Source organism: Pseudomonas sp. LB3P81 (genome assembly GCF_054897965.1).
In genome coordinates this window covers 2,665,803-2,690,037 of record NZ_JBUBVG010000001.1, presented here as the reverse complement: position 1 = coordinate 2,690,037, position 24,235 = coordinate 2,665,803, and the positions used below count along the sequence as shown (strand labels likewise).

The following is a 24,235-nucleotide window of genomic DNA, read 5'->3' as shown; positions in this document are numbered from 1 at the left end:
TCCCGTTGGACCGGTCCGCGCTTGGGCGCAGCAGTCCCTTTTTTTGGGGCTGCTCCGCAGCCCAGCGGGAGCAAGCTCCCTCGCCACAAATACTTACGCGTCCGTCAGATTGCAATCCGTCAGTGCGGCCAGGACTTCACCCACATCCCCAAACTCCCGCTCAACCTCCGGCAACACCGGCCTTTTCAACACCAGCACCGGCACCCCCCGCTCCCGCGCCACTTCCAGTTTCGGCTCGGTGGCGGTGCTGCCGCTGTTTTTGCTGATCAGCACATCAATTTGCCGACGTTCAAACAGCTTACGTTCATCGTCGATCAGAAACGGCCCGCGTGCACCAATCACTTCGCAGCGTTCGTTGCCCGGATAAACATCCAGTGCGCGCAACGTCCAGAATTGCTCCGGGGGGATTTCATGCAGATGTTGCAAGGGTTCGCGGCCGAGGGTGAACAGCGGTCGATGGAAGGGTTGCAGTGCTTCGATCAACTCGGCCCAGTCGCTGACGTCGCGCCAGTCATCCCCGGCCTGCGGCTGCCAGGCCGGACGCCTGAGTGCCCAGCAGGGAATGCCGGCCAGCTGCGCGGCAGTCGCAGCGTTCTGGCTGATTTGTGCCGCGTAGGGATGAGTCGCGTCCAGCAGCAGATCGACCCCTTCATGGCTGATGAATTGCGCCAGGCCCTCGGCACCGCCATAGCCGCCGACGCGAACCTGGCAATTCAGATCGGTCGGCACTCGACCGACGCCGGCCAGGCTGTAAATGTGCTCCGGCCCCAGCGTACGGGCGATCGCCAGTGCTTCCGTCACGCCGCCGAGCAGCAAGATGCGCTTCATTGAAAAGCTCCCGCATGGCCGACGATCCCGCCCTGGCGATCGATGGCAAACACTTCAACCTGAACCTGCGTCGGCACCACACTGCGCGCAAACGCCAGCGCGTGCCCGCACACCGCATCGCCGAGTGCGATGCCGGCCGCGCTGGCCATCGCCAGCGCTTGCTGACTGGTGTTGGCTTCGCGGATCGCCTGCTGCAACGCTTCATCAGCGCCAATGGCCGCGGCCCATTCGGCCAGTTGCGGCAGGTCGATGCTCGAATGCCGACTGTGCAGATCCATGTGCCCGGCGGCCAGTTTGCTGATCTTGCCGAAGCCGCCGCACAGGCTGAGTTTATCCACAGGCACTTTGCGCAGATGCTTGAGTACGGCGCCGACGAAGTCGCCCATCTCGATCAGGGCGATTTCCGGCAAGTCGTAGACCCGGCGCATGGTGTCTTCGCTGGCGTTGCCGGTACACGCGGCGATGTGCAGGTAACCGTTGGTTTTCGCCACATCGATGCCCTGATGGATCGAGGCAATGTAAGCCGCGCAGGAAAACGGCCGGACGATGCCGCTGGTGCCGAGTATCGACAGGCCACCGAGAATGCCCAGCCGTGGATTCATGGTTTTCAACGCCAGCGCTTCGCCGCCCTCGATGTTTACCGTGACCTCGAAACCGCCGTGATAGCCAAGTTCCTCAGCGAGCAAGGTCAGGTGGTCGGAGATCATCTTGCGCGGCACCGGGTTGATCGCCGGTTCGCCGACACCCAACACCAGTCCTGGCCGGGTGACCGTGCCCACACCCCGACCGGCACTGAAACGAATGCCCGGTTCGGCGTTCAATCGCACGTGGGAAAACAGCAGCGCGCCGTGGGTCACGTCCGGATCGTCGCCGGCATCTTTGATAGTGCCGGCTTCGGCGCCGTCTTCCAGCAGCCGACAGAACTCCAGACGCATCTGCACGTGCTTGCCTTTTGGCAGGACGATGTCCACGGCGTCCGCGCTCCCGCCGCCGAGTAGCAAGCGAGCGGCTGCAAGGCTGGTCGCGGTGGCGCAACTGCCCGTCGTGAGGCCGCTGCGCAGCGGTGCGGGTTGTTCGGCGGTTTCGTCACGCATCGAAAGGTTTGACCACGTCCAGCAAGGTAATCGGCAGCGCCTGGCGCCAAGTGTCGAAGTCGCCCAGCGGCTGCGCCTGGGCGATGTGAACGCGCGTCAGCTCGCCACCGTGCTGCTCGCGCCAGGCCATCAGGGTCATTTCACTTTGCAGTGTGACGGCATTGGCGATCAGGCGACCACCGGGCTTCAGCTGAGCCCAGCAAGTGTCCAGCACACCCTCGCGAGTAACGCCGCCACCAATGAAAATCGCATCCGGGCGCTCAAGTCCGGCGAGGGCTTGCGGCGCCTTGCCGCGTATCAGTTGCAGACCGGGTACGCCAAGCGCGTCGCGGTTTTGCTCGATCAACAGTTGCCGTCCTTCATCGGCTTCGATGGCCAGTGCCCGGCAACTCGGGTGGGCACGCATCCATTCGATGCCGATCGAGCCGCTGCCGGCGCCGACATCCCACAACAGTTCACCGGGGACCGGGGCCAGTCGAGCGAGCGTGATCGCGCGTACATCACGTTTGGTCAGTTGGCCGTCGTGCTTGAACGCCGAGTCCGGGAGGCCGGCCAGTCGCGACAGACGCGGCGCATTGGGTTCAGCGATGCATTCGATGGCGACCAGATTCAGATCGGCGATAACTGGATCGGCCCAGTCGCTGGCGACGCCGTCGATGCGCCGTTCGGCTTCACCGCCCACCTGTTCCAGCACGGTAAGACGACTCGGCCCGAACCCGCGCTCGCGCAACAGTGCAGCAATCGCCGCAGGGCTTTGACCGTCGTTGCTGAGCACCAGCAGGCGAACGCCGCTGAACAACTGCGCGTTGAGCGCCGTAATCGGGCGGGCGACGACCGACAGCGTGACGACGTCCTGCAATGGCCAGCCCATTCGCGCGGCGGCAAGCGAGCAGGAGGAGGGCGCCGGCAGGATCAGCATTTCTTCGCGGGGCAGTTGCCGTGCGAGGGTGGCACCGACGCCGAAGAACATTGGATCACCGCTGGCGAGTACGCAAACCGGCTCACCGCGCAGGGCCAGCACAGGCTCGACGGAAAACGGGCTCGTCCAGCATTGGCGCTCGCCACGAATGCACGGCGGTAACAGATCCAGATGCCGCCGGCCGCCGAAGATCCGTGATGCACGCAAAAGCGCATGCCGGGCGTTTTTGCCCAGGCCTTTGAAACCGTCTTCACCGATGCCTATTACTGTCAGCCAGGGCGTCATGCCTGCTCCTTGAAAAAACGACCCACAGCATGAATTGCAACCGGGTTCGGGCCTGGGCGGGATGATACCGCGCCGGTGCGGTTTTTCATGCATGTCCTCCAACTGGCCGAAGGGCTGTTCCTTGATTGCTGAATAAACCCGAAGTGGATAAGCGACCGTTAAACAATCAGCCGCCTGCGCAAAGTTAAATATCTTGAGTTATATCGAGGATTGTTGGAGGGCTGGTATCTGATTAGTTTGAGTGGCCGGTTAACTCTGGCTTTAACTAAGTAAACAATTAAAAAGGAATTTTATGTTCGATACATCTATGAAGTTTCCACCCTTGGAACACAGTCTGGCCTTTCTTGGTCTGACTGAACCGGTATCTGCCAGTGATGCAGCGCAGCGCACGCCACGCTCCCTGACCGTTGTTCAGCCTCGCCGGGCTATCGCTGGTAGCCGCGCAGCCTTGGCCGGGAGCACGATTGTTTCTGTCGCCGCAGGGGTGTCCGAAGACGATGAGCAAATTGCGCTGGATTGCGCGCTTTACCTGGAACAGTACACCGACACTCAATACAACCGTGAAACCCAATGGTATGAGTGGTTGAAACATTACACTTTGGGGCTCTGGCATCTCGGCTGGATTCATCCGCGTCCGGTGATGCTCGAAAGTCGGCAGGTTGTGTTGTATGAGCCCATCACCAACGAAATCCTGGAGACACTCAAACCCCAAGCCAGCGGCAGTATGTACAGCGCCGCAATGCAGGCTTTCGAGTCGCTGAAAGACAATTTTCAGGCCTCCGCTTTATTGGGGCAGACAAGCGGGAGAGAGCAGGGGCGACAATTTCAAACCATGCCCTGCGCCTATGATGCCAAAGGGCGGTTGACGCTCATGCTGATTCACGCATGGTATGTGGCCGCGGTGAACCCGGAGCAATTTCTGTTCATCAAGTGGCTGGATCATGACGCCACTCTGATTCAGCACTATGGGACGTTCACCCTGGACCGTAGTCGCTTCGACAGCCTGGCCGACAGGATGCGGGCGAAAATCACCGAGCGCAGTCGCGAGTATCTCCTGCGAATGTAAGTAGACTCGCATTCATTCGGCAGTACCCCGCCAGGTGGGGCGGTTGACGTTCTGGTCGTCCGACAAGCTTTTCATACCCCGTTGCAAAGCAGGCATAATACCGCCCGCTTCGCCCGCGAAGTGCCTCGCCACCTGAACGGGTCATGCCCTTGAACGATCGCACGATGTCCACCGTTTTACGCCCCTCGGCCTGCCCGGGGTTGCTGCGTATCGTCCCGGCGCTGGATGGAGGCATCTGTCGGATCAAGTTGACCGGCGGCTCCATCAGCAGCGCTCAGGCCGAAGCGGTGGCGAGCGCGGCTGAATGCTTCGCCAACGGCCTTATTGAAGCGACCAACCGCGCCAACCTGCAGATACGCGGGGTTGGCGGCGAACAGGCGGCATTGATCGAGCAGATGCTGGACGCAGGCCTTGGCCCACAAAGCGCGGCGGGCGATGACGTGCGCAACCTGATGCTCAGCCCGAGCGCCGGGATCGATCGGCACATGCTGTTCGACACCCGCCCGCTGGCTGAGCAGATTCTGGCCACCGTCCAACGCCACGAACACTTCCACGACCTCAGTGCCAAGTTCGCCGTGCAACTCGATGGCGGTGAAGCCCTGGCGATGCTCGAACACCCCCATGATCTGTGGCTCTCGGCTTTCGCACGAGACGGCGAGCACCGGCTGGCGTTCGGTCTGGCGGGGTGCCCCACTGACACGCCGGCAGGTTCGGTTGCACTGGAAGATGGCCACGACCTGGTGGTCGCGGTGCTTGAGTTGTTCCTCGAGCTGGCGCGTCCCGAGCAAACGCGCATGCGCCATTTGCTGGTCGGCGTTCCGGTCGCCGGGTTCCTCGCTCGACTGGCCGAACGCGTGCCCTTTCAGCCTGTTGCCGTCTGGCAGCGCTCACAGAATTCACATGTTCTACACATTGGCGCGCAGGCGCAGGCGCAAGCCGGTCATGTTTATGTCGGCGCGGTGCCGCCGCTGGGGCGGCTCGATTGCGCCATGCTCCGGGGCGTCGCTCGATTGGCGCAGGAATACGGCGATGCGACGCTGCGGTTCACTCCCTGGCAAAGCCTGCTGTTGCCGAACATTCGTCACGAGAATGCGGATGAAGTCATCCGGCGCCTGGATCGGTTGGGCCTTTTGTGCGACGCCGATCAGCCCTTGTCACGGTTGATTGCCTGCACCGGTTCCAGTGGCTGTGGCAAAGGCCTGGCCGACACCAAGGGCGACGCTCTGCAACTGGCCGCGCTGCTGCTGCGTCATGGCCAGGTACTGAACGTGCATCTGTCCGGCTGCTCGCGTTCTTGCGCCGCAGCGCATATCGCGCCAGTCACTTTATTGGCGATCAGCCCCGGTCATTACGACCTCTATTTTCGCGAAGCGGGGCAGCCGGGTTTCGGCGCCCTGCACGCACGCAACCTTACTATTGAAGCGGTCGCAGCCTTGCTCGACGCCCGCTCACGGAGCCCCCTTGATGCTTGATTACATTCGCGACGGTCAGGAGATCTATCGCAACTCCTTCGCGATCATTCGCGCCGAGGCCAACCTCGAGCGAATCCCTGCCGATCTGGAAAAACTCGCGGTTCGGGTGATTCACGCCTGCGGCATGGTCGATGCGATTGACGGGCTGCAATTCTCTGAAGGTGCGGGCAAGGCCGGGCGCGATGCGCTGGCCGCCGGTGCGCCGATTCTGTGCGATGCGCGGATGGTGTCCGAAGGCGTGACCCGCGCGCGTCTGCCGGCGAACAATCAGGTCATCTGCACGCTGCGTGATGTGCGTGTTCCCGAACTGGCCCGTGAGCTGGGCAATACCCGTTCCGCTGCCGCGCTGGAACTGTGGCGCCCGCATCTGGAAGGAAGCGTCGTCGTGATCGGCAATGCGCCGACCGCCTTGTTTTATCTGCTGGAAATGCTCGACGCGGGCGCACCGAAACCGGCGCTGATTCTCGGCTTCCCGGTGGGCTTCGTCGGTGCCGCCGAATCCAAGGCCGCACTCGCGGCGGACAGTCGCGGCGTGCCGTTTGTCATCATGCAAGGCAGGCTGGGCGGTAGCGCCATGGCCGCCGCCGCCGTCAATGCCCTCGCCACGGAGATCGAATGATGCAACAACCTGGACGTTTGATCGGCCTCGGCGTCGGCCCCGGTGATCCGGAATTGATTACCGTCAAAGCCCTGCGCCTGCTGCGCGAATCGCCGGTGGTGGCGTACTTCGTCGCCAAAGGCAAAAAGGGCAACGCCTTCGGCATCATCGAGGCGCATTTGCAGGACGCACAAACCTTGCTGCCGCTGGTGTATCCGGTCACCACCGAAGCGTTGCCGGCGCCGCTGTCCTATGAACAGGTGATCAGTGATTTCTACGATGCTGCCGGCGAAGAACTCGCCGCGCATCTCGATGCCGGACGTGACGTTGCGGTGATCTGCGAAGGTGATCCGTTCTTCTACGGCTCCTACATGTACCTGCACGATCGTCTCGCCGAACGCTATGAGGCCGAAGTCGTGCCGGGTGTCTGCTCGATGCTCGGCGGCGCTTCGGTACTCGGTGCGCCGCTGGTGTACCGCAATCAGAGCTTGTCGGTGTTGTCTGGCGTGCTGCCTCACGACGATCTCAAACGTCGCCTCGCCGACGCCGATGCGGCGGTGATCATGAAGCTGGGGCGTAACTTCCCCAAGGTCCGTCAGGTGCTGGAAGAACTCGGATTGGCCGAACGTGCGCTGTACGTTGAACGCGCGACCATGGCCAATCAGAAGATCGTGCCGCTGGATCAGGTCGAGCCGATGTCGTCGCCGTACTTCTCGCTAATCATCGTTCCGGGTGAAAGGTGGCAAGGCTGATGACTCGTCCAGCTCCGGCGATTGTCATACTCGGCAATGGCAGCCTTGCGACCGCGCGCAAGATTCAGCAGGTGTACCCTGGGGCCTTGATCCATGGGTTGGCCGAACGGGTTGAAGGCGCGGACCGTGTCTATCACGAATTCGGCGCCACCCTGCGCGAGCTCTACCAGCAGGACACGCCGATCATCGCACTGTGCGCGGCCGGTATCGTGATCCGCACACTGGCTCCGTTGCTGCTGGAAAAAGGTGCCGAGCCGCCGGTGCTGGCGGTGGCCGAAGATGGTAGCGCGGTGGTTCCGCTGCTGGGCGGTCTGGGCGGTGTGAACGTGCTGGCGCGGGAAATCGCGGCGGCTCTGGACGTGGCTGCCGCGATCACTACCAGTGGTGAACTGCGCTTCGGTACTTGTCTGCTCAACCCGCCAAATGGCTACGCACTCGGCGATCTGGAACTGGGCAAGCGTTTCGTTTCCGATTTGCTGGCCGGTGAAACGGTGCGTATTGAAGGCTCGGCGCCTTGGTTGGCACGCGCGCAGTTACCGGAAAATCCGCAAGCGCGACTGGCCGTCCATGTAGGGAATGCCGAGCGTACGCCGGCGATCAATGAGCTGCTGATCTATCCGCGCAACGTGTTGGTGGCGGTCAGTGGCAGCGTGACGAACTTGCCGGTGTCGATTCGTGACGTGTTGCATCAGGCAAAAATCGCTGTGCAATCAGTGGCGTTGCTGTTGGCTGCCGACAGCGAAATGGCTAACCCGACGTTGCGTGAAGCGGCACTTGAGTTGGGCGTGCCGTTGCGCTTTGTCAACGATGCCGGTGCGCTCAGCGAACTGGCGCGCAACGCCGCCGGCCAGCCTGTTTCGATCTTTGGCGATGACGCCATTGCCATCGCGGTTGCGGAACAGCCTTTGGACCCCATGTCGATTGGCCGTCCTCGCGGCCGTCTGGCGGTGATTGGTCTGGGCCCTGGCGCTGCCGAGTTGATGGTGCCGGCGGTCAAGGCTGAGTTGGCTCGTGCGAATGATGTGCTCGGCTACGAAACCTATGTGCGCATGGCCGGCCCGTTCCGCGCCGATCAAGTGATGCATTGCACCGATAACCGCGAAGAGATGCAGCGCGCGCGTCACGCTTTCGAGCTGGCGGCGCAAGGGCGTTCGGTGGTGGTGGTTTCGTCGGGCGATCCGGGCGTTTTCGCCATGGCAGCTGCGGTGCTGGAAGCGCTTCACGAGTCCACCGATGCTGCCTGGCACAACGTTGATCTGGAAATTTTGCCAGGTGTTTCTGCGTCCCTGGCGACGGCAGCTCAGGCCGGTGCGCCGTTGGGGCATGACTTCTGCGTCATGTCGCTGTCGGACAACCTCAAGCCCTGGTCGATCATCGAGAAGCGGCTGGACTTGGCCGCGCAAGCCGATCTGGCCCTGGCGTTCTACAACCCGATCTCCCGTTCTCGACCCTGGCAATTGGGCCGCGCACTGGAAATCATCGCGCAGCATCGTCTTCCTCAAACCCCGGTCGTATTGGGCCGCGATGTAGGCCGTCCCGGGCAGACGTTGCGGGTAACCACTTTAGGGCAACTCACTCCCGATCAAGTGGATATGCGAACCATGGTCCTTGTAGGTTCCTCGACCACGTGTGTGTTTCCTCGCCCGGAAGGTGGGGTTTGGGTGTATACACCACGCTGGTATGGCAGCAAGCCATAAACTGATAAGTAGCCGGTGCAAGGCCGGCTACTTCAATGATTGAATATTTTTACAGTCCTTTGTTGTTTTACTTGATGGGCTCTTCGTTGTTTCTATTGATGCTTGCTGAAATGATTTAAATAACATTTGTGTTTTGTTGGTTTGACTGTGGTGATCTTGGTTGTTAGTTTTTAGTGGTCTGCAAGAAGCAGGCTTAATTAATAACAAGGTAGTGAGTAAAATGACTGAAACAAAATCTATGGATGCAACTTTCGATTATGCGGCGCAGTTGGATTACTTTGGGATGTCCCAAGCGCCGATGAAGTTGGCGCGCATGGCACTTGTAAACACTGCTTCCCTGCAAGACGGGGTTGAACCCGCTGCCGTGCTGGGGTCAACCGTCGCTGCTTACGATGAAGCGTTGTCGGAGGAGGATCGTGAGGCATTCGACGACACCATTCTGTATGCGGAAATCCGTGCCGACAAACTGTTTCATCGCGAAACCCAGCGTCGCGAGTGGTATGGCGAATACAGCAAAGCCTTGACCAATTGCGGTTGGCCGACCGTTAACGACCCTTATAAAGAGTACATCAGCCAGGAGCTGGACTTCACCATGGATGAGGCAGCGCTGCAGATTATCGCGCTGGTCGCCGGTGCAGATAAACTGAAGATCCTGCCGTTGATTTCTTCAGCCTTCAATTCCCTGGAAAAAAATGAAGGCGCAATAAAGTTGGTGGAACTGAAAAGTAAAAGGAACAAAGCCGCAAACTTTCAGATTGTTCCCTGTATTTCGCTGGGCGGTCGACCAACAATGATTGCGTGTGCCATGCAAATGGAGTCCAGCGATATTCTTACCAAGATATTGTTTTTCAAGTTTCGGAAAGAAGACATCAAACTGTACAGCGCCGCTACCCGTCGCACCTTGAATCGGCGAGCGTACAATGTAGTCAAGGATATTGTTCAAGCCGAGGTCGACAGGAGTCGACTGGAATACTTTAAAACCCCGCTGTAAATAGTGGCGAGAACTTCGGATTTCGAAGTTCTCGTTTTTTTGGTTTTCGGATTTTCAAGGTGAGACATGGATAGTTGTCGTCAGGAATCGTTTATCGATTCCGGTTTGCTAAATGTGTTATCGGTCCAGTTGGACGCCCCAATGAAGTGCGACATTTTGTACTCGTTGCTCGCCTCGCGATTAATGGCGTCGAGCAAGTTTCCGGACATCTCCGACTCTTCCCAATGGCACAGTTCTTTTCTCAATGCCCTTGAGCGTTGCGCCTGGACGCTCAGGCGCGAGCAATTGTTGCAGCCTTCGTTTGAGCACCAACCCAGCGTCACGCTTAATGATGTGATTACCCAGGTCATGGCAAGCGCGGTGTTTCAAGATCATCGTGAACTGGCAGGCGAAGCCCTTGCTTCATTGGCCCGTCTTCCGATTGATTCGCCCATACGGATACGTCTTCAGGAAAGGCATGTCAGTGAACGTACAGTCAAGTTGCCGGACGGTGGCGAAGAGCGACGCTTTACCGTGCACCTTTTGCTTGCCTTGAGCACACGGAACGCTTGCATCGATGTGTTTTACCTGGAATTCGAAACGACCCAAAGCGTGGGAGAACAATGGCTGCAGCAGACATTTTCGACGAGTAGCTTCACTTCAACGGTAACGGTGAAGCATCACTCGTTCGAGCTGGCAGCCAGGGCTTTCGCCCGCAGCAGAAAGCAACTTGTTACTTTTGTAGGTGAGCATCAGTTGTTGGCTGTCCGACCTTCGCCCGGGTTGTCAAAGGAGCATTGGGCCTGTGGCGCCGTTATGGCACCAGATAACCCTTCACCCCAGTGAAAATGATCTGTGCCGCCAGTGCACACACAAACAACCCCATCAACCGGCTGACAATCTGCAAACCCTGGTCACCGAGAATGCGTTCGATGCGGCTCGACAGATACAGCACTACACCCACCGTGAAACTGGCCAGGGCGATGCTGAGGATGGCGGTGAGTTTGTCGTCCCAGTGCGGCTGGCTCACACCCATCACCAGCAACGCGCCGATGGTGCCGGGGCCGACGGTCAGGGGGATGGTCAGTGGCACGATGGTGACGTCCTGCTGCACGTTGTCAGTCTGGACCGCTGATTTGCCTTGGGCCATGCCCAGCGCCGAGATGAACAGCACGCTGCCGGCGCCGATGCGGAACGCGTCCACGGTGATGCCGAACACGTTGAAAATGACCCGCCCGAACAGGTACAGCAAGACGCTGGACACCAGTGTGGCAGTCGCCACTTTCCACGCCAGACGACGTTGTTCCTTGCGTGAATAACCGCGGGTCAGGCTGATGAAGCAGGACAACACGAAGAAGGGGCTGTAGAGCACCAGCATCTTCAGGTAAACGCTGAACAACACATGGAGCATGGTGCAAGCTCACTGGCGAGGGAAGTCGTGGGGGAGTCTATCAGGCGTCGTCGGGTCTGTCGGTCAGGACGTTTGAGCTGTCGCCCGGTTCTGCTGATCGCGCTGGGCTACCCAATGCTCGATCAGTTCGCGCAACTGCGACAGCTCGACCGGTTTGGCCATGTGCCCGTCCATGCCGGCCTGACGCGCACGCTCTTTATGTTCGGCGAGGATATGCGCGGTCAACGCCACGACAGGGGTGCGAATCCGCTGGTTGCCGACTTCCCAGGCGCGCAATTGCTGGGTGGCCGAGAAACCGTCGAGGATCGGCATTTCGCAATCCATCAATACCAGGTCGTAATGCTGAGCTTTCATTGCCTGCAAGGCCTCTTCGCCATTGCTGGCGGTGTCCGGTTGCAGGTTGAGTTTGCCCAGCATGCCGCGAATGACCTTGGTCGAGATGCTGTTGTCTTCGGCGACCAGAATGCGGAAATCGCTGGGCACCTTGACCGGCAGGGTCGGGCCCGTGGGCAGGTGCGGCGAAACGGCGAGGCCCTTGTTGCGCTGGTTCAGTTCATCCGCCAGCGTGGTCTTGAGGGTGTAGCCGGCAACCGGTTTGGCGAGGATGCGCTTGATCCCGGAATTGCGCGCGATGATCTTGCTCGGCGCATTGCTGATGCCGGTGAGCATGATCAGCAGGATGTCGTGGTTAAGGCTCGGGTCTTCCTTGATCTTGGCCGCCAGTTGCATGCCGGTCATGCCGGGCATGTTCTGGTCCAGCAGGACCACGTCGAAGTAATCGCGCAGGTGCGCCTTGGTACGCAGCAGTGCCAACGCTTCCTTGCCGGACGGGACGGCACTGACATTCAGCCCCCAGGCGCTGCACTGTTGCACCAGCACTTTGCGGCAGGTGTCGTTGTCGTCCACCACCAGCACTCGTGCACCTTGCAGCGGGCCATCGAGGTCGGAGGTCGGGTGTTCGAGGCGGTCAGGGTCCAGAGGCAGGGTCAGCCACAAGGTGCTGCCCTGGTTGGCGCCGCTCTTGACGCCGAATTCGCCTTGCATCAAACGAATCAGCTGGCGGGCAATCACCAGCCCGAGGTTGCCGCCCAGCCGGGTCGCCGAGAGGAAGTTCTTGCTGTGCAGTTCGGCGTGCATCAGCGCGTCGCGTTCTTCGGCGTCCATTGGCTCGCCACTGTCCTGCACGGCGATGCGCAGGCGCGGTTTGGCGCTACGCTCATCGAGGGCGACGACGATCAGGATCTCGCCTTCGTCGGTTTTCTTCAGGGCGTTTTCCAGCAGGCTCAACAGGGTCTGGCGCAGGCGTGTCGGGTCGCCGCTGATGACCCGCGGCACTTGCGGCTGGATAAAGCTGATCAGTTCGACGTTCTGCTGTTCGGCCTTGGCGCGGAAGATGCTCAGGCAATCTTCGATCAGCGCATTGAGATCGAACTGCACATCATCCAGTTCGATCTGCCCGGATTCGAGTTTGGAGATGTCGAGAATCTCGTTGATCAGGGTCAGCAGTTCGTTGCCGGCACTGTGGATGGTTTGCACGTAGTCGCGCTGCTTGACCGACAGCGGCGTACCCAGCAGCAGCTCGGTCATGCCGAGTACGCCATTCATCGGGGTGCGGATTTCGTGGCTGATCTTCGCCAGGAATTCGGCCTTGGCGTTGATCTCGGCGTTGCTGGCGGCGAGGTCGCGGCTGACACTGAAACGGTCTTCGGTGATGCTGCGCTGGCGTTCACTGAGGGCAATACTCATCAACAGGCCGCTGATGCAGATGAATACCAGGAGGGCGATGATCAGGTCTTGCGGTTCAATCAGCGTCAGCCCCAGCAGGGCCGGCAGGATGATCAGCGTGCCGACGTTGAACACCACCATGGATGCCACGAACAGCCGCGCCGGGCGATAGCCTTTTTGCCAGTGCCAGGCGCTGACAAACAACATCGTCAGGCCCGCCAGGGCGACCAGCGTATAGGTGATGATGTTCAGCGGCAGCGTATTGACGAACAGCAGCAACAGGCCGCAGACGGTGATGAGCAGGATTTCGCCGAGCAGCAGTTTGTTCAGCGGATGCGGGCCGAGCGGGGCGAAGAAGCGGTAGGCAAGCATCAGCCCGCACGGTGCGGTCAGCAGCAAGGCGAGGTAGGCGCCCGGTGTTTGCACCGCGTGCCAGTCCGGTAACCACGGTCCCGCGAGGTTCAGCAGCAGCGCCAGGCTGAACATCAACAACGCTTCACAACCCGCCAGCCACAGGCTGCTGCGCGACCGGGTGTAGGCGTATCGAATCAGGTTGTGCAGGACCAGCATGCCGATGCAGCCGAACAGCAGGCCGTAAATCAACGTCTGAGTCTGATTGGCCGCGGTCATGATTGCTGATTGCAGGGTGACGTAAGGCCGCATCTGGTGTTCGGAAACCAGGCGCAGGTAAACATCGAGGGGGTTGTCGCTTTGCGGCAACGGCAACATGAAGTCGCTGTTGGGTAATGGCCGTTCACCCTGAGGCTGTTCGGTGCCGGTGTTCAACTGATCGATCAGCTTGTCGCCGTCCAGCACATAAAGATTGAGGTGCGACAGGTCGGGCGCAAACACCCGCAGTAACTGCTCGTGCTTGCCAGGTGCCAGCCTGAAGCGCACCCAGAGCGCACCGCCGGGCCCGGCCGCGGTGAGGCGTTCGAGTTCGGTGGGGCTGAATTGGTTGGTGTAGCGAGCGGAACGGATGTCGCTCAGCTGCAGGTCGCCCTGTTCGTCGAGCAATACCGCCCAACCACTGCCTTGCGCGGCCTGGGCCGGGAGCATGCAGAGCAAAGTCAGCAAGGTGACAGTGAAACCTATGGCAATCCTGAGCCAGCGCACGGCGAAATCCCTTCGTAGGTTGATGCCAAAATATAACTATGCGCGGCGCCGGAATAGTCCGGCAAGGGGCTGAAACCCTTGCCCGACCGAATGGATCGATTATTCCTGATTTTCGCCACGCTCGCGGGCAATGGCGCGGTAGCCAATGTCCTTACGATAGAAACAGCCTTCCCAGTCAATCTTCGCCGCCAGCTTGTAAGCCTGCTGCTGGGCAGCATCGACGCTGGCGCCCATGGCGGTGGCGCAGAGCACCCGACCACCGGCCGTCACCACTTGATCGTCCTTGAGCGCAGTACCGGCGTGGAAGACTTTGCCTTCCAGCGCGGCTGCTGCATCCAGACCGTTGATGGCCACGCCTTTAGCGTAGTCGCCAGGGTAACCACCTGCCGCTAGCACTATGCCGACGCTCGGACGTGGATCCCATTGCGCTTCGACCTTGTCCAGGGCTTGCGCCAGGGCGGCTTCGACCAGCAACACCAGACTCGACTGCAAACGCAGCATAACCGGTTGGGTCTCAGGGTCGCCGAAACGGCAGTTGAATTCGATGACTTTTGGGTTACCAGCCTTGTCGATCATCAAACCAGCATAGAGGAAACCTGTGTAAACGTTGCCTTCTTCGGCCATGCCGCGCACGGTTGGCCAGATCACCAGATCCATGACGCGCTTGTGCACTTCGCTGGTGACGACTGGTGCCGGGGAGTAAGCACCCATGCCACCGGTGTTCGGACCGGTGTCGCCGTCGCCGACGCGTTTGTGGTCCTGGCTGGTGGCCATCGGCAGTACGTTCTTGCCGTCGACCATGACGATGAAGCTGGCTTCTTCGCCGTCCAGGAACTCTTCGATGACCACACGCGAACCGGCGTCGCCGAAGGCGTTGCCTGCGAGCATGTCGCGCACGGCGTCTTCGGCTTCGGCCAGTGTCATGGCAACGATCACGCCTTTACCGGCGGCCAGGCCATCGGCCTTGATCACGATCGGTGCGCCTTTTTCACGCAGATAAGCCAGCGCTGGCTCGATCTCGGTGAAGTTCTGGTAGTCGGCGGTCGGAATCTTGTGACGTGCCAGGAAATCCTTGGTGAACGCTTTCGAACCTTCCAGCTGGGCAGCGCCCGCGGTCGGTCCGAAACAGTCCAGGCCACGGGAGCGGAACAGATCAACGACGCCAGCCACCAGTGGTACTTCCGGGCCGACGATGGTCAGGGAAACGTTCTTCTCGGCGAAGTCGGCCAGCTGTTCGAGGGCCAGCACGTCGATAGCGACGTTCTCGCACTTGGCTTCAATGGCGGTGCCGGCATTGCCCGGTGCCACGAAAACCTTCTGTACGCGCGGATCCTGAGCCACTTTCCAGGCCAGGGCGTGTTCACGGCCACCGCTGCCAATGATCAAAACATTCATTTCAAAAACCTCGGATGACGCAAATCTGGGAAACGCATTGTTTCTCTGTAGGAGCGAGCTTGCTCGCGATGATGGTTAACGATAGCGCGGGGTCTCTGGAACAACGCGGCGCCTTTTCGTTCATCGCGAGCAAGCTCGCTCCTACAGGGGAAAGCGGTTCAGTTAGTGACGGAAGTGGCGCATGCCGGTGAAGACCATGGCGATGCCGGCTTCATCAGCCGCAGCAATCACTTCGTTATCACGCATCGAGCCGCCCGGCTGGATCACTGCCGTGATGCCGACCTTGGCCGCGTTGTCGATGCCGTCGCGGAACGGGAAGAATGCGTCCGATGCCATGACCGCACCCTGCACCTGCAAGCCGGCATGCTCAGCCTTGATCGCGGCGATACGAGCAGAGTTCACGCGGCTCATCTGGCCGGCGCCGACACCGATGGTCTGGCGGTTCTTGGCGTAGACGATGGCGTTGGACTTGACGTACTTGGCGACTTTCCAGGCGAAGATCAGGTCGTTGATTTCCTGTTCGGTCGGTGCACGCTTGGTCACGACTTTCAGGTCATCGGCGCCGATCATGCCGATGTCGCGGCTCTGCACCAGCAAACCGCCGTTGACGCGTTTGTAGTCCCAGGCAGCGGCGCGGTCAGCCGACCATTCGCCGCAGGCCAGCAGGCGCACGTTGGCTTTAGCCGCGACGATGGCGCGGGCTTCTTCGCTGACGCTTGGGGCGATGATCACTTCGACGAACTGACGCTCGACGATGGCCTTGGCGGTTTCAGCATCCAGCTCGCGGTTGAACGCGATGATGCCGCCGAACGCCGATTCGGTGTCGGTAGCGTAGGCCAGTTCGTAAGCCTGACGGATGCCGCCTTCGGCGTCCGGGCTCACGGCAACGCCGCACGGGTTGGCGTGCTTGACGATCACGCAGGCCGGTTTGACGAAGCTCTTCACGCATTCCAGCGCGGCGTCGGTATCAGCCACGTTGTTGTAGGACAGCTCTTTGCCTTGCAGTTGGGTCGCGGTGGCGATGCCGACTTCGGCAGGCTTGGCTTCCACGTAGAACGCCGCGCTCTGGTGCGGGTTCTCGCCGTAGCGCATTTCCTGAGCCTTGATGAACTGGCTGTTGAAGGTGCGCGGGAATTCGCTGCGACCTTCGGTGCTGAGGGTGTCAACGGCCTGGTTCACGGTGCCCATGTAGTTGGCGATCATGCCGTCGTAGGCGGCGGTGTGTTCGAACGCCTTGAGCATCAGGTCGAAACGCTGAGCGTAGGTCAGGCCGCCGGCCTTGAGGCCTTCAAGAACACTGGCGTAGTCGCTGGCATTCACCACGATGGCCACGTCTTTGTGGTTCTTGGCGGCGGAACGGACCATGGTCGGGCCGCCGATGTCGATGTTTTCGATAGCGGTCGGCAGGTCGCAGCCTGGCTTGTTGATGGTGGCTTCGAACGGGTACAGGTTGACCGCAACCAGATCGATCGGCTTGATGCCGTGCTCGTTCATGATGGCGTCGTCGATACCGCGACGACCAAGGATCCCGCCGTGGATTTTCGGGTGCAGGGTTTTCACCCGACCGTCCATCATTTCTGCGAAACCGGTGTAATCCGCGACTTCCACTGCGGCAACGCCGTTGTCGCACAGCAGCTTGAACGTTCCGCCGGTGGAGAGGATCTCGACGCCCAGGGCTTCAAGCTCTTTGGCGAATTCGAGGATCCCGGTCTTGTCGGAGACGCTGATCAATGCGCGGCGGATCGGCAGGCGGGTAGTCTGGTCGGTCATTTCAATTTCCATCAAAAGCAAAGGAGTCAGCAAAAAAGGCGACCGTTTTTACGCGGGCGCCTTTCTGGTTTGATTGAATGCTTACAGCAAATCGTACTGCTTGAGTTTTTTGCGCAGGGTGCCTCGGTTCAGTCCGAGCAGCTCGCTGGCTTTGGTCTGGTTGCCCTTGACGTAGTTCATCACGCACTCGAGCAGGGGCGCCTCGACTTCGGAGAGCACCAGGTTGTACACATCCGTGACGGCAGCGCCCTCAAGGTGGGCGAAATAATTGTGCAGCGCCTTCTCGACACTCCCGCGAAGGGTCTGACCTTCTTCGCTCGGCGTATTGAGGTGCTGTTTCAAATTCACGTTGTCGCTCACGGGTGTTGTTCCACTCACTAAAGTCTCGGTCATCATCGTCATGCGGCCACCCCTTCTCCGTCCCCTGTCAGGCTCTTGTAACGTTCGGCGAAGAAGCCCTGAACGTTGGCGCATTGTGCTTCCGTATCTTCCAAACGATTGAAGTGGGCGCGAAACTCCCTGGCGCCCGGCAAGGTTGCGAGATACCAGCCCACATGCTTTCGAGCGATCCGGACACCCATGACGTCTCCATAGAAGACGTGCAGTGCAGCCAGATGCTCTAGCAGAATGCGTTCCACCTCGATCAGTTCCAGCGCCGGGAGTTTCTCGCCGGTACGCAGGAAATGGTCGATCTCGCGAAAAATCCATGGCCGCCCCTGGGCAGCCCGTCCAACCAGCAATCCATCGGCACCGGTCGCGTCGAGCACGTACCGGGCCTTCTCCGGCGAATCAATGTCGCCATTGGCGAAGACCGGCATCGACACCGCCTGCTTGATCGCGGCAATGGTGTCGTACTCGGCTTCACCGGTGTACAGATCGGCACGGGTGCGGCCATGGACCGCCAACGCCGTAATGCCTGCCTGCTCGGCGATCTTCGCCACCGTCAGACCGTTCTTGTTGTCCCGGTCCCAGCCGGTACGGATCTTCAGGGTGACCGGCACATCAACCGCAGCCACCACGGCCTGCAGGATCTCGGTCACCAATGCTTCATCCTTCAACAGCGCGGAACCGGCAGCCTTGTTGCAGACCTTCTTCGCCGGACAGCCCATGTTGATGTCAATAATCTGTGCGCCCAGTTCGACGTTGGCCCGGGCCGCATCCGCCAGCATCTGCGCATCACCACCGGCGATCTGCACCGAGCGTGGCTCGGGATCGCCTTCGTGGATCATGCGCATGCGCGATTTGCGGGTGTTCCACAAACTCATGTCGCTGGTGACCATTTCCGAGACTACAAGTCCTGCGCCCAGTCGCTTGCACAGCTGACGAAAGGGTTGGTCGGTGACACCCGCCATAGGGGCGAGAATCAAGCCGTTGTGCAATGTGTATGGGCCGATGCGTACCGCCGACATAGGACTTTCCAGTTGTGGGGCCGGATCATGAGAGTTCGAAAAAGGGTTGGCATGATACCCGCTCTCGATGACTGGATAAAGGCTGAATTGAACAAAATCTGAACAGTTATTCTGTTATCGCCAGCAGTTCGGTATGAGCGGTCGCTGCCAGAAATGTGCCGTCAAACGCGTAACACTGAACCGTTTCACTCGGGCGAGTGGAAGCTCAGGCTGTAGTTCACGGCTTTGGCGCCTGGGTCGAGAATATCCAGGGCGATGTGGATCGGCGTTTGCGGCGGCATTTCCGCCATGCCTTCGAGATCGCCGTTGAGGTACTCGCCGGGCTTGAAGCGACGGCTGGCGATCAGATGGCCGTTGAGGTCGGCAAAGCGCAACTCCAGCAGCGGGAACGGCTGGGAGAACGGCGCACGGTTGTAGATGATCGCGTCGACCACCAGCGCGCCATTGAAATCCGGATGGCTGCGCACCACCAGGTTGCTGCTCTTGATTTTCGCGATGTCGACTTTGGACGGCACGGTGCAGCCGATTTGCGGGCACAGTTGTTGAAACCACGGACGGTACTGATCCTGGCGCGCCAGTTCATCGAAGTGGTAGGCGACGTACTGGCCGACGAGAGCGCCGGCACCGAGCAGAATCAGCAGCAACCAGAAAAACCGGCGGCCCCAGGGTGATCGGCGTTTCTGCCAATCGAGTTGCAGCGGGTCGTCGGTCAGGTCTTGCAGCACCTCGGCGCGCACGGCCGGTTCGCTGCGTTCGCGACGCTTGCGCAAGGGTTCGATCGAAGGCAGGTCGTCGTCGAGCTCGTCAATGGTATCGGCCGCCGACAGGCGTTCGTGATGAAGCGGGGCGTCGAGTGGATCGTTCAGGCGCAGCTGTGGAGGTTCGTCGTCCAGTTCCACCGGTTCCAGGGACAGCGAGGGTTCGGTGCGCGAGGGGCTGCTCGGCTCGAAGGTCGGTTCTGGCGTGATCGTGGCTTCGGCCGCTTCGGCGCGATCGGCAGCCGATTCACTGAACAGGCTGTCGGACCAGGGCTCTTCGTCGTGTTCGTTGGTGTCCCGACGGGCGCTCAGGGTGTCTTCGCGGTGGCGGCCGAACTCGGTGGTCGGCTGGATTTCCCGTTGTTCGAGCCGGGCGAGTTCTTCGTCCAGGTCCAGGCTGTCCAGGTCGAGTTCAGCGGCAGACCACTGCTTCTGGCTGATGGCCCGCAGTTTCGGCTCCGGGGGCTCGATGATGGCCGGGGCAACCGGCGTGACCGCTTCCTTGCCTGCCTGCTCAAGCAACTGCTTGGCGGCGTTGAACACTTGCAGGCACGAGCCGCAACGAACCACTCCACGGGCCACGCTCAACTGAGCATGGCTGACGCGGAAGCTGGTTTGGCAATGCGGGCACTGAGTGACGAAGCTGTCGGTCATGCGGCGATCCGGATTATGCAGGCGCTCATTCTAGCGCCGACGGCCAGTGATGCGCACCCAGCCATCGCGATTGGCGATCGGGTCCAGATCGAAGTCCTGGGCGTAGGCTTTGGCAACCTCTTCGCCTTGTTCGGCAAGAATGCCCGACAGTGCCAGGCGACCACCCGGCTTGACCAGGCTGGACAGCTGCGGCGCCAGGGACACCAGCGGGCCGGCGAGGATGTTGGCCACCAGCACGTCGGCCTGAACCTGCGGCAGGTCCTCCGGCAGATACAGCGGGAAAAGCGCTTCGGCGATGTTGTTGCGCCCGGCGTTGTCACGCGAGGCTTCCAGCGCCTGCACGTCGATGTCGGTGCCGACGGCTTCCTTGGCACCCAGCAGCAGGGCGGCAATCGCCAGAATCCCCGAGCCGCAACCGAAATCCAGCACGTTGCAGTCTTTCAGGTCCTGACCGTCGAGCCATTCCAGGCATAGCGCGGTGGTCGGGTGCGTGCCGGTGCCGAATGCGAGGCCCGGATCGAGCAGCAGGTTTACGGCGTCCGGTTCAGGCGCGGCGTGCCAGCTCGGCACGATCCACAGGCGCTGGCCGAAACGCATCGGCTGGAAGCCGTCCATCCAGCTGCGTTCCCAGTCCTGGTCTTCGATGACTTCGCTGTGATGCTCGGGCAGCGGGCTGCCGGTCAGCAGTTCCAGATGCGCCAGCACGGTGGCGGCTTCGGTGCCACCTTCGAACAGGGCCAGCAGGTGCGTGTGCGACCACAGCGGGGTGGTGTTGAGTTCCGGCTCGAAGATCGGCTGATCTTCGGCGTCCATGAAGGTCACCGACACGGCGCCCACTTCAAGGAACGCGTCTTCGTAGGTTTCGGCTTGTTCTGGGCTGATGGCGAGACGGACTTGCAGCCAAGGCATGGCGGGCACCTTTGAAAAATATTGATTGCAGCCTAGCGGGCTGCGAGAAGCGCGCAAGTTTACGCGAGCGCGCGGCAGAAGACGACCGGGTAGACAGGGTTCGCAAGTGAACGAGTAACCTGTGGCGAGGGAGCTTGCTCCCGCTGGAGCGCGAAGCGGTCCCAAAATGGCAGAGTCGGATCTGTCTGATACAACCTTGTTGAATGGTTTTGCGGTTTCTGCGCAACCGAGCGGGAGCAAGCTCCCTCGCCACAAGGGTTTTGTGTTCAGCAATCTCCAGAAACAACAAAGCCTCTCGAAAGCGGTTTTTTTGATCTGCTCACATCTTAATTCCGATCCCTTGCATTATTGGCTTTGAGCCATTGCAGACCTTTGTTCGTCAGACGATAGCGTTGCAGGCGGCTGTTGGGTTGTTCGGGTAGCGTCATTTCAAGGGTTCCGGCAGCGATAGCCGGCAATATGTAAGCCTTGCGGAAGTGGTCGGCGTTTTTCAGGTTCATGGAGGTCTGAAGTTCTTGCCTGCTCATGTCGCCATCAATGACCTTCAGCAGCGAAGCGACTTCCATGGTGACTTCCATGGTGACTTCCATGGTGACTTCCATGGTGACTTCCCCGGTCGTTGCATCAGAACTCTGCGATTGGAGGTGTGCGGGCAGTCGCACGACATACGAAATCCGCTCGTCGTCGGTTTCAAATAGCGGCGCGGGCGAACCATTGGCAGCCATGACCTTGAGAATTTTTGGGATCCCGGTAGAGCGGCCTTCGGTCAGGTCCAGTTCTTTCAAGAACTCCCCAATTCGTCGGTTACGGTAGCGGCGGCTCACGGCGCGACCGGCTCGCAGATCTTCCATGCGGATTGAGCGGTCGGGGCCCGGGAAGCTCAAAATCACCAGCTCTTCCTGGCTGATGCGGACCTCGATCGGTTCGCGCTCCTCATAGGAGCGGTGATACACGGCGTTGACCAACGCCTCTTCAATCGCCGCGTAAGGGAAGTTCCAGATCCTTGTTGCCTCGGCCCGGTCTGGGTGTTTGATAACCGTTTGATGCAAGTAGTTACGCTGGATGTAGGCCAGAGCCTCGCGAGTCATGTTTGCCAGAGGGCCTTTAAAGATTTTTTCGTCAAAGCGGTCGCCACCAGGACCTTCGGAAAACCACAGCACGTCAATTTGCGTACCGGGAAAGAATTGTTCTGGCGTGTTGCTGAAGAGCATCAAGCCCACATTCTTGGGCCACGGCGATTCGACCGGGCCACCCACGACGTTCATTTGTCGGCCCAGTGCTTCGATAGACAGGTTGTCAGCATCTTCTGCGAGGGCGCTGCCAATCTCTTGCAGGAAGTTTTGCATCAGTGGTTTGGACAGGTCGATGACACGGGCTCCCAGATGGAAGCGATCATCGAAAGGTACCTTGGCAGCAAGACTCAAGAGCTCCTGTTCGGTTTCGCCCTTGGCTTCCACTGTGCTGCTGTAGCGGCGGATGTAGTAATGCAGGCTCCGATGTTTGGCTGTCACCGCTGCCGGGGCTTTATACGGGCGATTTTGCCCGCCCGGTGCCCACAGTACGATCAGCTTGCGACCTTCGAACTTTTCCACGCTCAGCACGGGAAAGTAGGCTGGCTGTATGGATTGGCAAGCCGCCAGCAGTTCGAGCTGAATCCTGTCGAGCTCCTGATCGGCAAGGCCTTGCGGTGGAAAGATTGGCTGACCGTTGGGATCGCAATCCTGCCCAATCACCACATAACCACCGCCCAGGTTTTCAAAGTCGTTGGCGAAGGCGCAGAGCGTGCGAATGATTGGGTCAGGGTTCCAGCCCGTTTTGTATTCGATCCGCTCGCCCTCGACTGTTCGCTGGCGCAGGAGGTCGTTGAGATTGATGGGTAGCTTTTCAGGCATGGGCGGGCTCTGTTCGTCGGCGTTGCGCTGATTAGAGGGCGATTATAGCCAGCCCGAACAGGCCAGTGCCTGTCAGATAAGCCCCGGCGGGAATGGATGAAACCTCCAGAAACAACAAAGCCGCTCGAAAGCGGCTTTGTTGATCCGGATTACAGACTAGTGCTTCTCGCCAGCCAGCTTGTGTTCCAGGTAGTGGATGTTGACTCCACCTTTGCAGAAGCCTTCATCGCGGGTCAGGTCGCGGTGCAGCGGGATGTTGGTCTTGATCCCGTCGACCACGATTTCGTCCAGCGCATTGCGCATGCGCGCCATGGCTTCGTCACGGGTTGCGCCGTAGGTGATCAGCTTGCCGATCAACGAATCGTAGTTCGGCGGAACAGCATAGCCGCTGTACAGGTGCGAATCGACGCGAACGCCGTTGCCGCCTGGAGCGTGGAAATGCTTGACCGTGCCTGGGCTTGGCATGAAGGTTTTCGGGTCTTCGGCGTTGATCCGGCATTCCAGTGCGTGACCGCGGATGACGACGTCATCCTGGGTGAACGACAGCTTGTTGCCGGCGGCGATGCTGAGCATCTCCTTGACGATGTCGATGCCGGTGACCATTTCCGAAACCGGGTGCTCTACCTGGACGCGAGTGTTCATCTCGATGAAGTAGAAGTGACCGTTTTCGTAAAGGAACTCGAAGGTGCCGGCGCCACGGTAGCCGATGTCGATGCACGCCTTGACGCAGCGAGCGAGGACTTCAGCGCGTGCTTTCTCGTCGATGCCCGGTGCCGGCGCTTCTTCGAGAACCTTCTGGTGACGACGTTGCAGCGAGCAATCGCGGTCGCCCAGATGGATGGCGTGGCCCTGGCCGTCGGAAAGTACCTGGACTTCCACGTGACGTGGGTTGGTCAGGAATTTTTCCAGGTAGACCATCGGGTTGCCGAACGCCGCGCCTGCTTCGGTGCGGGTCAGTTTGGCGAAGGAGATCAGGTCTTCTTCTTTATGCACAACGCGCATGCCGCGACCACCGCCGCCGCCAGCGGCTTTGATGATCACCGGGTAACCGACTTCGCGACCGATGCGCAGCGCGGTTTCTTCGTCTTCCGGCAGCGGGCCGTCGGAGCCCGGAACGGTTGGAACACCGGCAGCGATCATGGCGTGCTTGGCCGAAACCTTGTCGCCCATCAGGCGAATGGTGTCGGCTTTCGGGCCAATGAAGGCGAAGCCGGAGTTCTCGACCTGTTCAGCGAAATCAGCGTTTTCCGCAAGGAAACCGTAGCCTGGGTGAATGGCGGTAGCGCCGGTCACTTCAGCCGCGGCGATGATTGCCGGGATGTGCAGGTAAGAGTGGGCGGCCGAGGCCGGACCGATGCAGACGGATTCGTCTGCCAGGCCCAGGTGCATCAGCTCTTTGTCGGCCTTGGAGTAAACGGCGACGGTCTTGATGCCCATCTCTTTGCAGGCACGCAGAATCCGCAGTGCGATCTCACCGCGGTTGGCGATCAGAACTTTTTCCAACTTCGCAGTCAT

Annotated in this window: 20 protein-coding genes; 7 read left to right on the top strand and 13 right to left on the bottom strand. The window is 60.2% G+C overall.

From position 1 onward, the window contains the following. Positions 1 to 93: 93 nt before the first annotated feature. The 3 genes from ACYZTL_RS12485 to cbiE are packed head-to-tail and all read right to left on the bottom strand — an operon-like array spanning position 94 to position 3,126. Positions 94 to 828: a cobalt-precorrin-6A reductase gene (locus ACYZTL_RS12485; protein ID WP_461952038.1), complete on the bottom strand. Its 735-nt coding sequence runs from the start codon at positions 826 to 828 to the stop codon at positions 94 to 96. Next, entirely contained in the window at positions 825 to 1,922 is a 1,098-nt protein-coding gene (locus tag ACYZTL_RS12480) for a cobalt-precorrin-5B (C(1))-methyltransferase (RefSeq protein ID WP_461952037.1), read from the bottom strand. Before ACYZTL_RS12480 ends, ACYZTL_RS12485 begins: the two co-directional genes overlap by 4 nt. Then, positions 1,915 to 3,126, bottom strand: coding sequence for a precorrin-6y C5,15-methyltransferase (decarboxylating) subunit CbiE (gene cbiE, locus ACYZTL_RS12475; protein WP_461952036.1), 1,212 nt, complete (start codon positions 3,124 to 3,126; stop codon positions 1,915 to 1,917). The genes ACYZTL_RS12480 and cbiE overlap by 8 nt, the downstream gene beginning before the upstream one ends. 292 nt (positions 3,127 to 3,418) lie before the next feature. Between cbiE and ACYZTL_RS12470 the strand changes: the two genes are divergently transcribed. The 7 genes from ACYZTL_RS12470 (at position 3,419) to ACYZTL_RS12440 (ending at position 10,527) form a co-directional block, all read left to right on the top strand. Beyond that, positions 3,419 to 4,192 carry a hypothetical protein gene (locus ACYZTL_RS12470; protein ID WP_461952035.1) on the top strand — a complete coding sequence of 258 codons (774 nt, stop codon included), beginning with the start codon at positions 3,419 to 3,421 and terminating at the stop codon, positions 4,190 to 4,192. A 164-nt stretch (positions 4,193 to 4,356) separates the two neighbouring features. Then, entirely contained in the window at positions 4,357 to 5,664 is a 1,308-nt protein-coding gene (gene cobG, locus ACYZTL_RS12465; RefSeq protein ID WP_461952034.1) for a precorrin-3B synthase, read from the top strand. Beyond that, positions 5,657 to 6,283 (top strand): precorrin-8X methylmutase, encoded by a 627-nt coding sequence (locus ACYZTL_RS12460; protein WP_461952033.1) that lies wholly within the window; start codon positions 5,657 to 5,659, stop codon positions 6,281 to 6,283. Before cobG ends, ACYZTL_RS12460 begins: the two co-directional genes overlap by 8 nt. Further along, positions 6,283 to 7,014 carry a precorrin-2 C(20)-methyltransferase gene (locus tag ACYZTL_RS12455; RefSeq protein ID WP_017336332.1) on the top strand — a complete coding sequence of 244 codons (732 nt, stop codon included), beginning with the start codon at positions 6,283 to 6,285 and terminating at the stop codon, positions 7,012 to 7,014. The genes ACYZTL_RS12460 and ACYZTL_RS12455 overlap by 1 nt, the downstream gene beginning before the upstream one ends. Further along, positions 7,014 to 8,711 (top strand): precorrin-3B C(17)-methyltransferase, encoded by a 1,698-nt coding sequence (cobJ, locus tag ACYZTL_RS12450; RefSeq protein WP_461952032.1) that lies wholly within the window; start codon positions 7,014 to 7,016, stop codon positions 8,709 to 8,711. The genes ACYZTL_RS12455 and cobJ overlap by 1 nt, the downstream gene beginning before the upstream one ends. Positions 8,712 to 8,931: 220 nt before the next feature. Next, a complete protein-coding gene (locus tag ACYZTL_RS12445) occupies positions 8,932 to 9,702 on the top strand; it encodes a hypothetical protein (RefSeq protein WP_461952031.1) in 771 nt (256 codons plus the stop codon). Between the two features lie 66 nt (positions 9,703 to 9,768). Continuing rightward, positions 9,769 to 10,527, top strand: a complete 759-nt coding sequence (locus ACYZTL_RS12440) for a hypothetical protein (RefSeq protein WP_461952030.1) — start codon at positions 9,769 to 9,771, stop codon at positions 10,525 to 10,527. Here the strand turns inward: ACYZTL_RS12440 and ACYZTL_RS12435 are convergent. From ACYZTL_RS12435 to accC, 10 genes are all read right to left on the bottom strand, one after another. Beyond that, complete coding sequence (locus tag ACYZTL_RS12435; RefSeq protein WP_052965854.1) at positions 10,496 to 11,092, bottom strand: MarC family protein; 597 nt, start codon at positions 11,090 to 11,092, stop codon at positions 10,496 to 10,498. The genes ACYZTL_RS12440 and ACYZTL_RS12435 overlap by 32 nt on opposite strands. A 63-nt stretch (positions 11,093 to 11,155) precedes the next feature. Further along, complete coding sequence (locus ACYZTL_RS12430) at positions 11,156 to 13,933, bottom strand: hybrid sensor histidine kinase/response regulator (protein WP_461952029.1); 2,778 nt, start codon at positions 13,931 to 13,933, stop codon at positions 11,156 to 11,158. Positions 13,934 to 14,032: 99 nt separating this feature from the next. After that, positions 14,033 to 15,328 (bottom strand): phosphoribosylamine--glycine ligase, encoded by a 1,296-nt coding sequence (gene purD, locus ACYZTL_RS12425; protein WP_253435791.1) that lies wholly within the window; start codon positions 15,326 to 15,328, stop codon positions 14,033 to 14,035. A 162-nt stretch (positions 15,329 to 15,490) separates the two neighbouring features. Then, complete coding sequence (purH, locus tag ACYZTL_RS12420) at positions 15,491 to 17,098, bottom strand: bifunctional phosphoribosylaminoimidazolecarboxamide formyltransferase/IMP cyclohydrolase (protein ID WP_461952028.1); 1,608 nt, start codon at positions 17,096 to 17,098, stop codon at positions 15,491 to 15,493. Positions 17,099 to 17,179: 81 nt separating this feature from the next. Next, positions 17,180 to 17,500 carry a DNA-binding transcriptional regulator Fis gene (gene fis / locus ACYZTL_RS12415; RefSeq protein ID WP_007907419.1) on the bottom strand — a complete coding sequence of 107 codons (321 nt, stop codon included), beginning with the start codon at positions 17,498 to 17,500 and terminating at the stop codon, positions 17,180 to 17,182. Next, positions 17,497 to 18,507: a tRNA dihydrouridine synthase DusB gene (dusB, locus tag ACYZTL_RS12410; protein WP_010463890.1), complete on the bottom strand. Its 1,011-nt coding sequence runs from the start codon at positions 18,505 to 18,507 to the stop codon at positions 17,497 to 17,499. Before dusB ends, fis begins: the two co-directional genes overlap by 4 nt. Before the next feature lie 185 nt (positions 18,508 to 18,692). Next, the gene (locus ACYZTL_RS12405) at positions 18,693 to 19,919 is read right to left on the bottom strand and encodes a DUF3426 domain-containing protein (protein WP_461952027.1); all 1,227 of its coding nucleotides are present in this window, start codon (positions 19,917 to 19,919) and stop codon (positions 18,693 to 18,695) included. A gap of 30 nt (positions 19,920 to 19,949) precedes the next feature. Beyond that, on the bottom strand, positions 19,950 to 20,828 hold the full coding sequence (gene prmA / locus ACYZTL_RS12400) for a 50S ribosomal protein L11 methyltransferase (protein ID WP_461952026.1): 879 nt from the start codon (positions 20,826 to 20,828) through the stop codon (positions 19,950 to 19,952). A gap of 326 nt (positions 20,829 to 21,154) precedes the next feature. Then, positions 21,155 to 22,720, bottom strand: a complete 1,566-nt coding sequence (locus ACYZTL_RS12395) for a Fic family protein (protein WP_461952025.1) — start codon at positions 22,718 to 22,720, stop codon at positions 21,155 to 21,157. A 156-nt stretch (positions 22,721 to 22,876) separates the two neighbouring features. Further along, positions 22,877 to 24,235 (bottom strand): acetyl-CoA carboxylase biotin carboxylase subunit, encoded by a 1,359-nt coding sequence (gene accC, locus ACYZTL_RS12390; RefSeq protein WP_461952024.1) that lies wholly within the window; start codon positions 24,233 to 24,235, stop codon positions 22,877 to 22,879.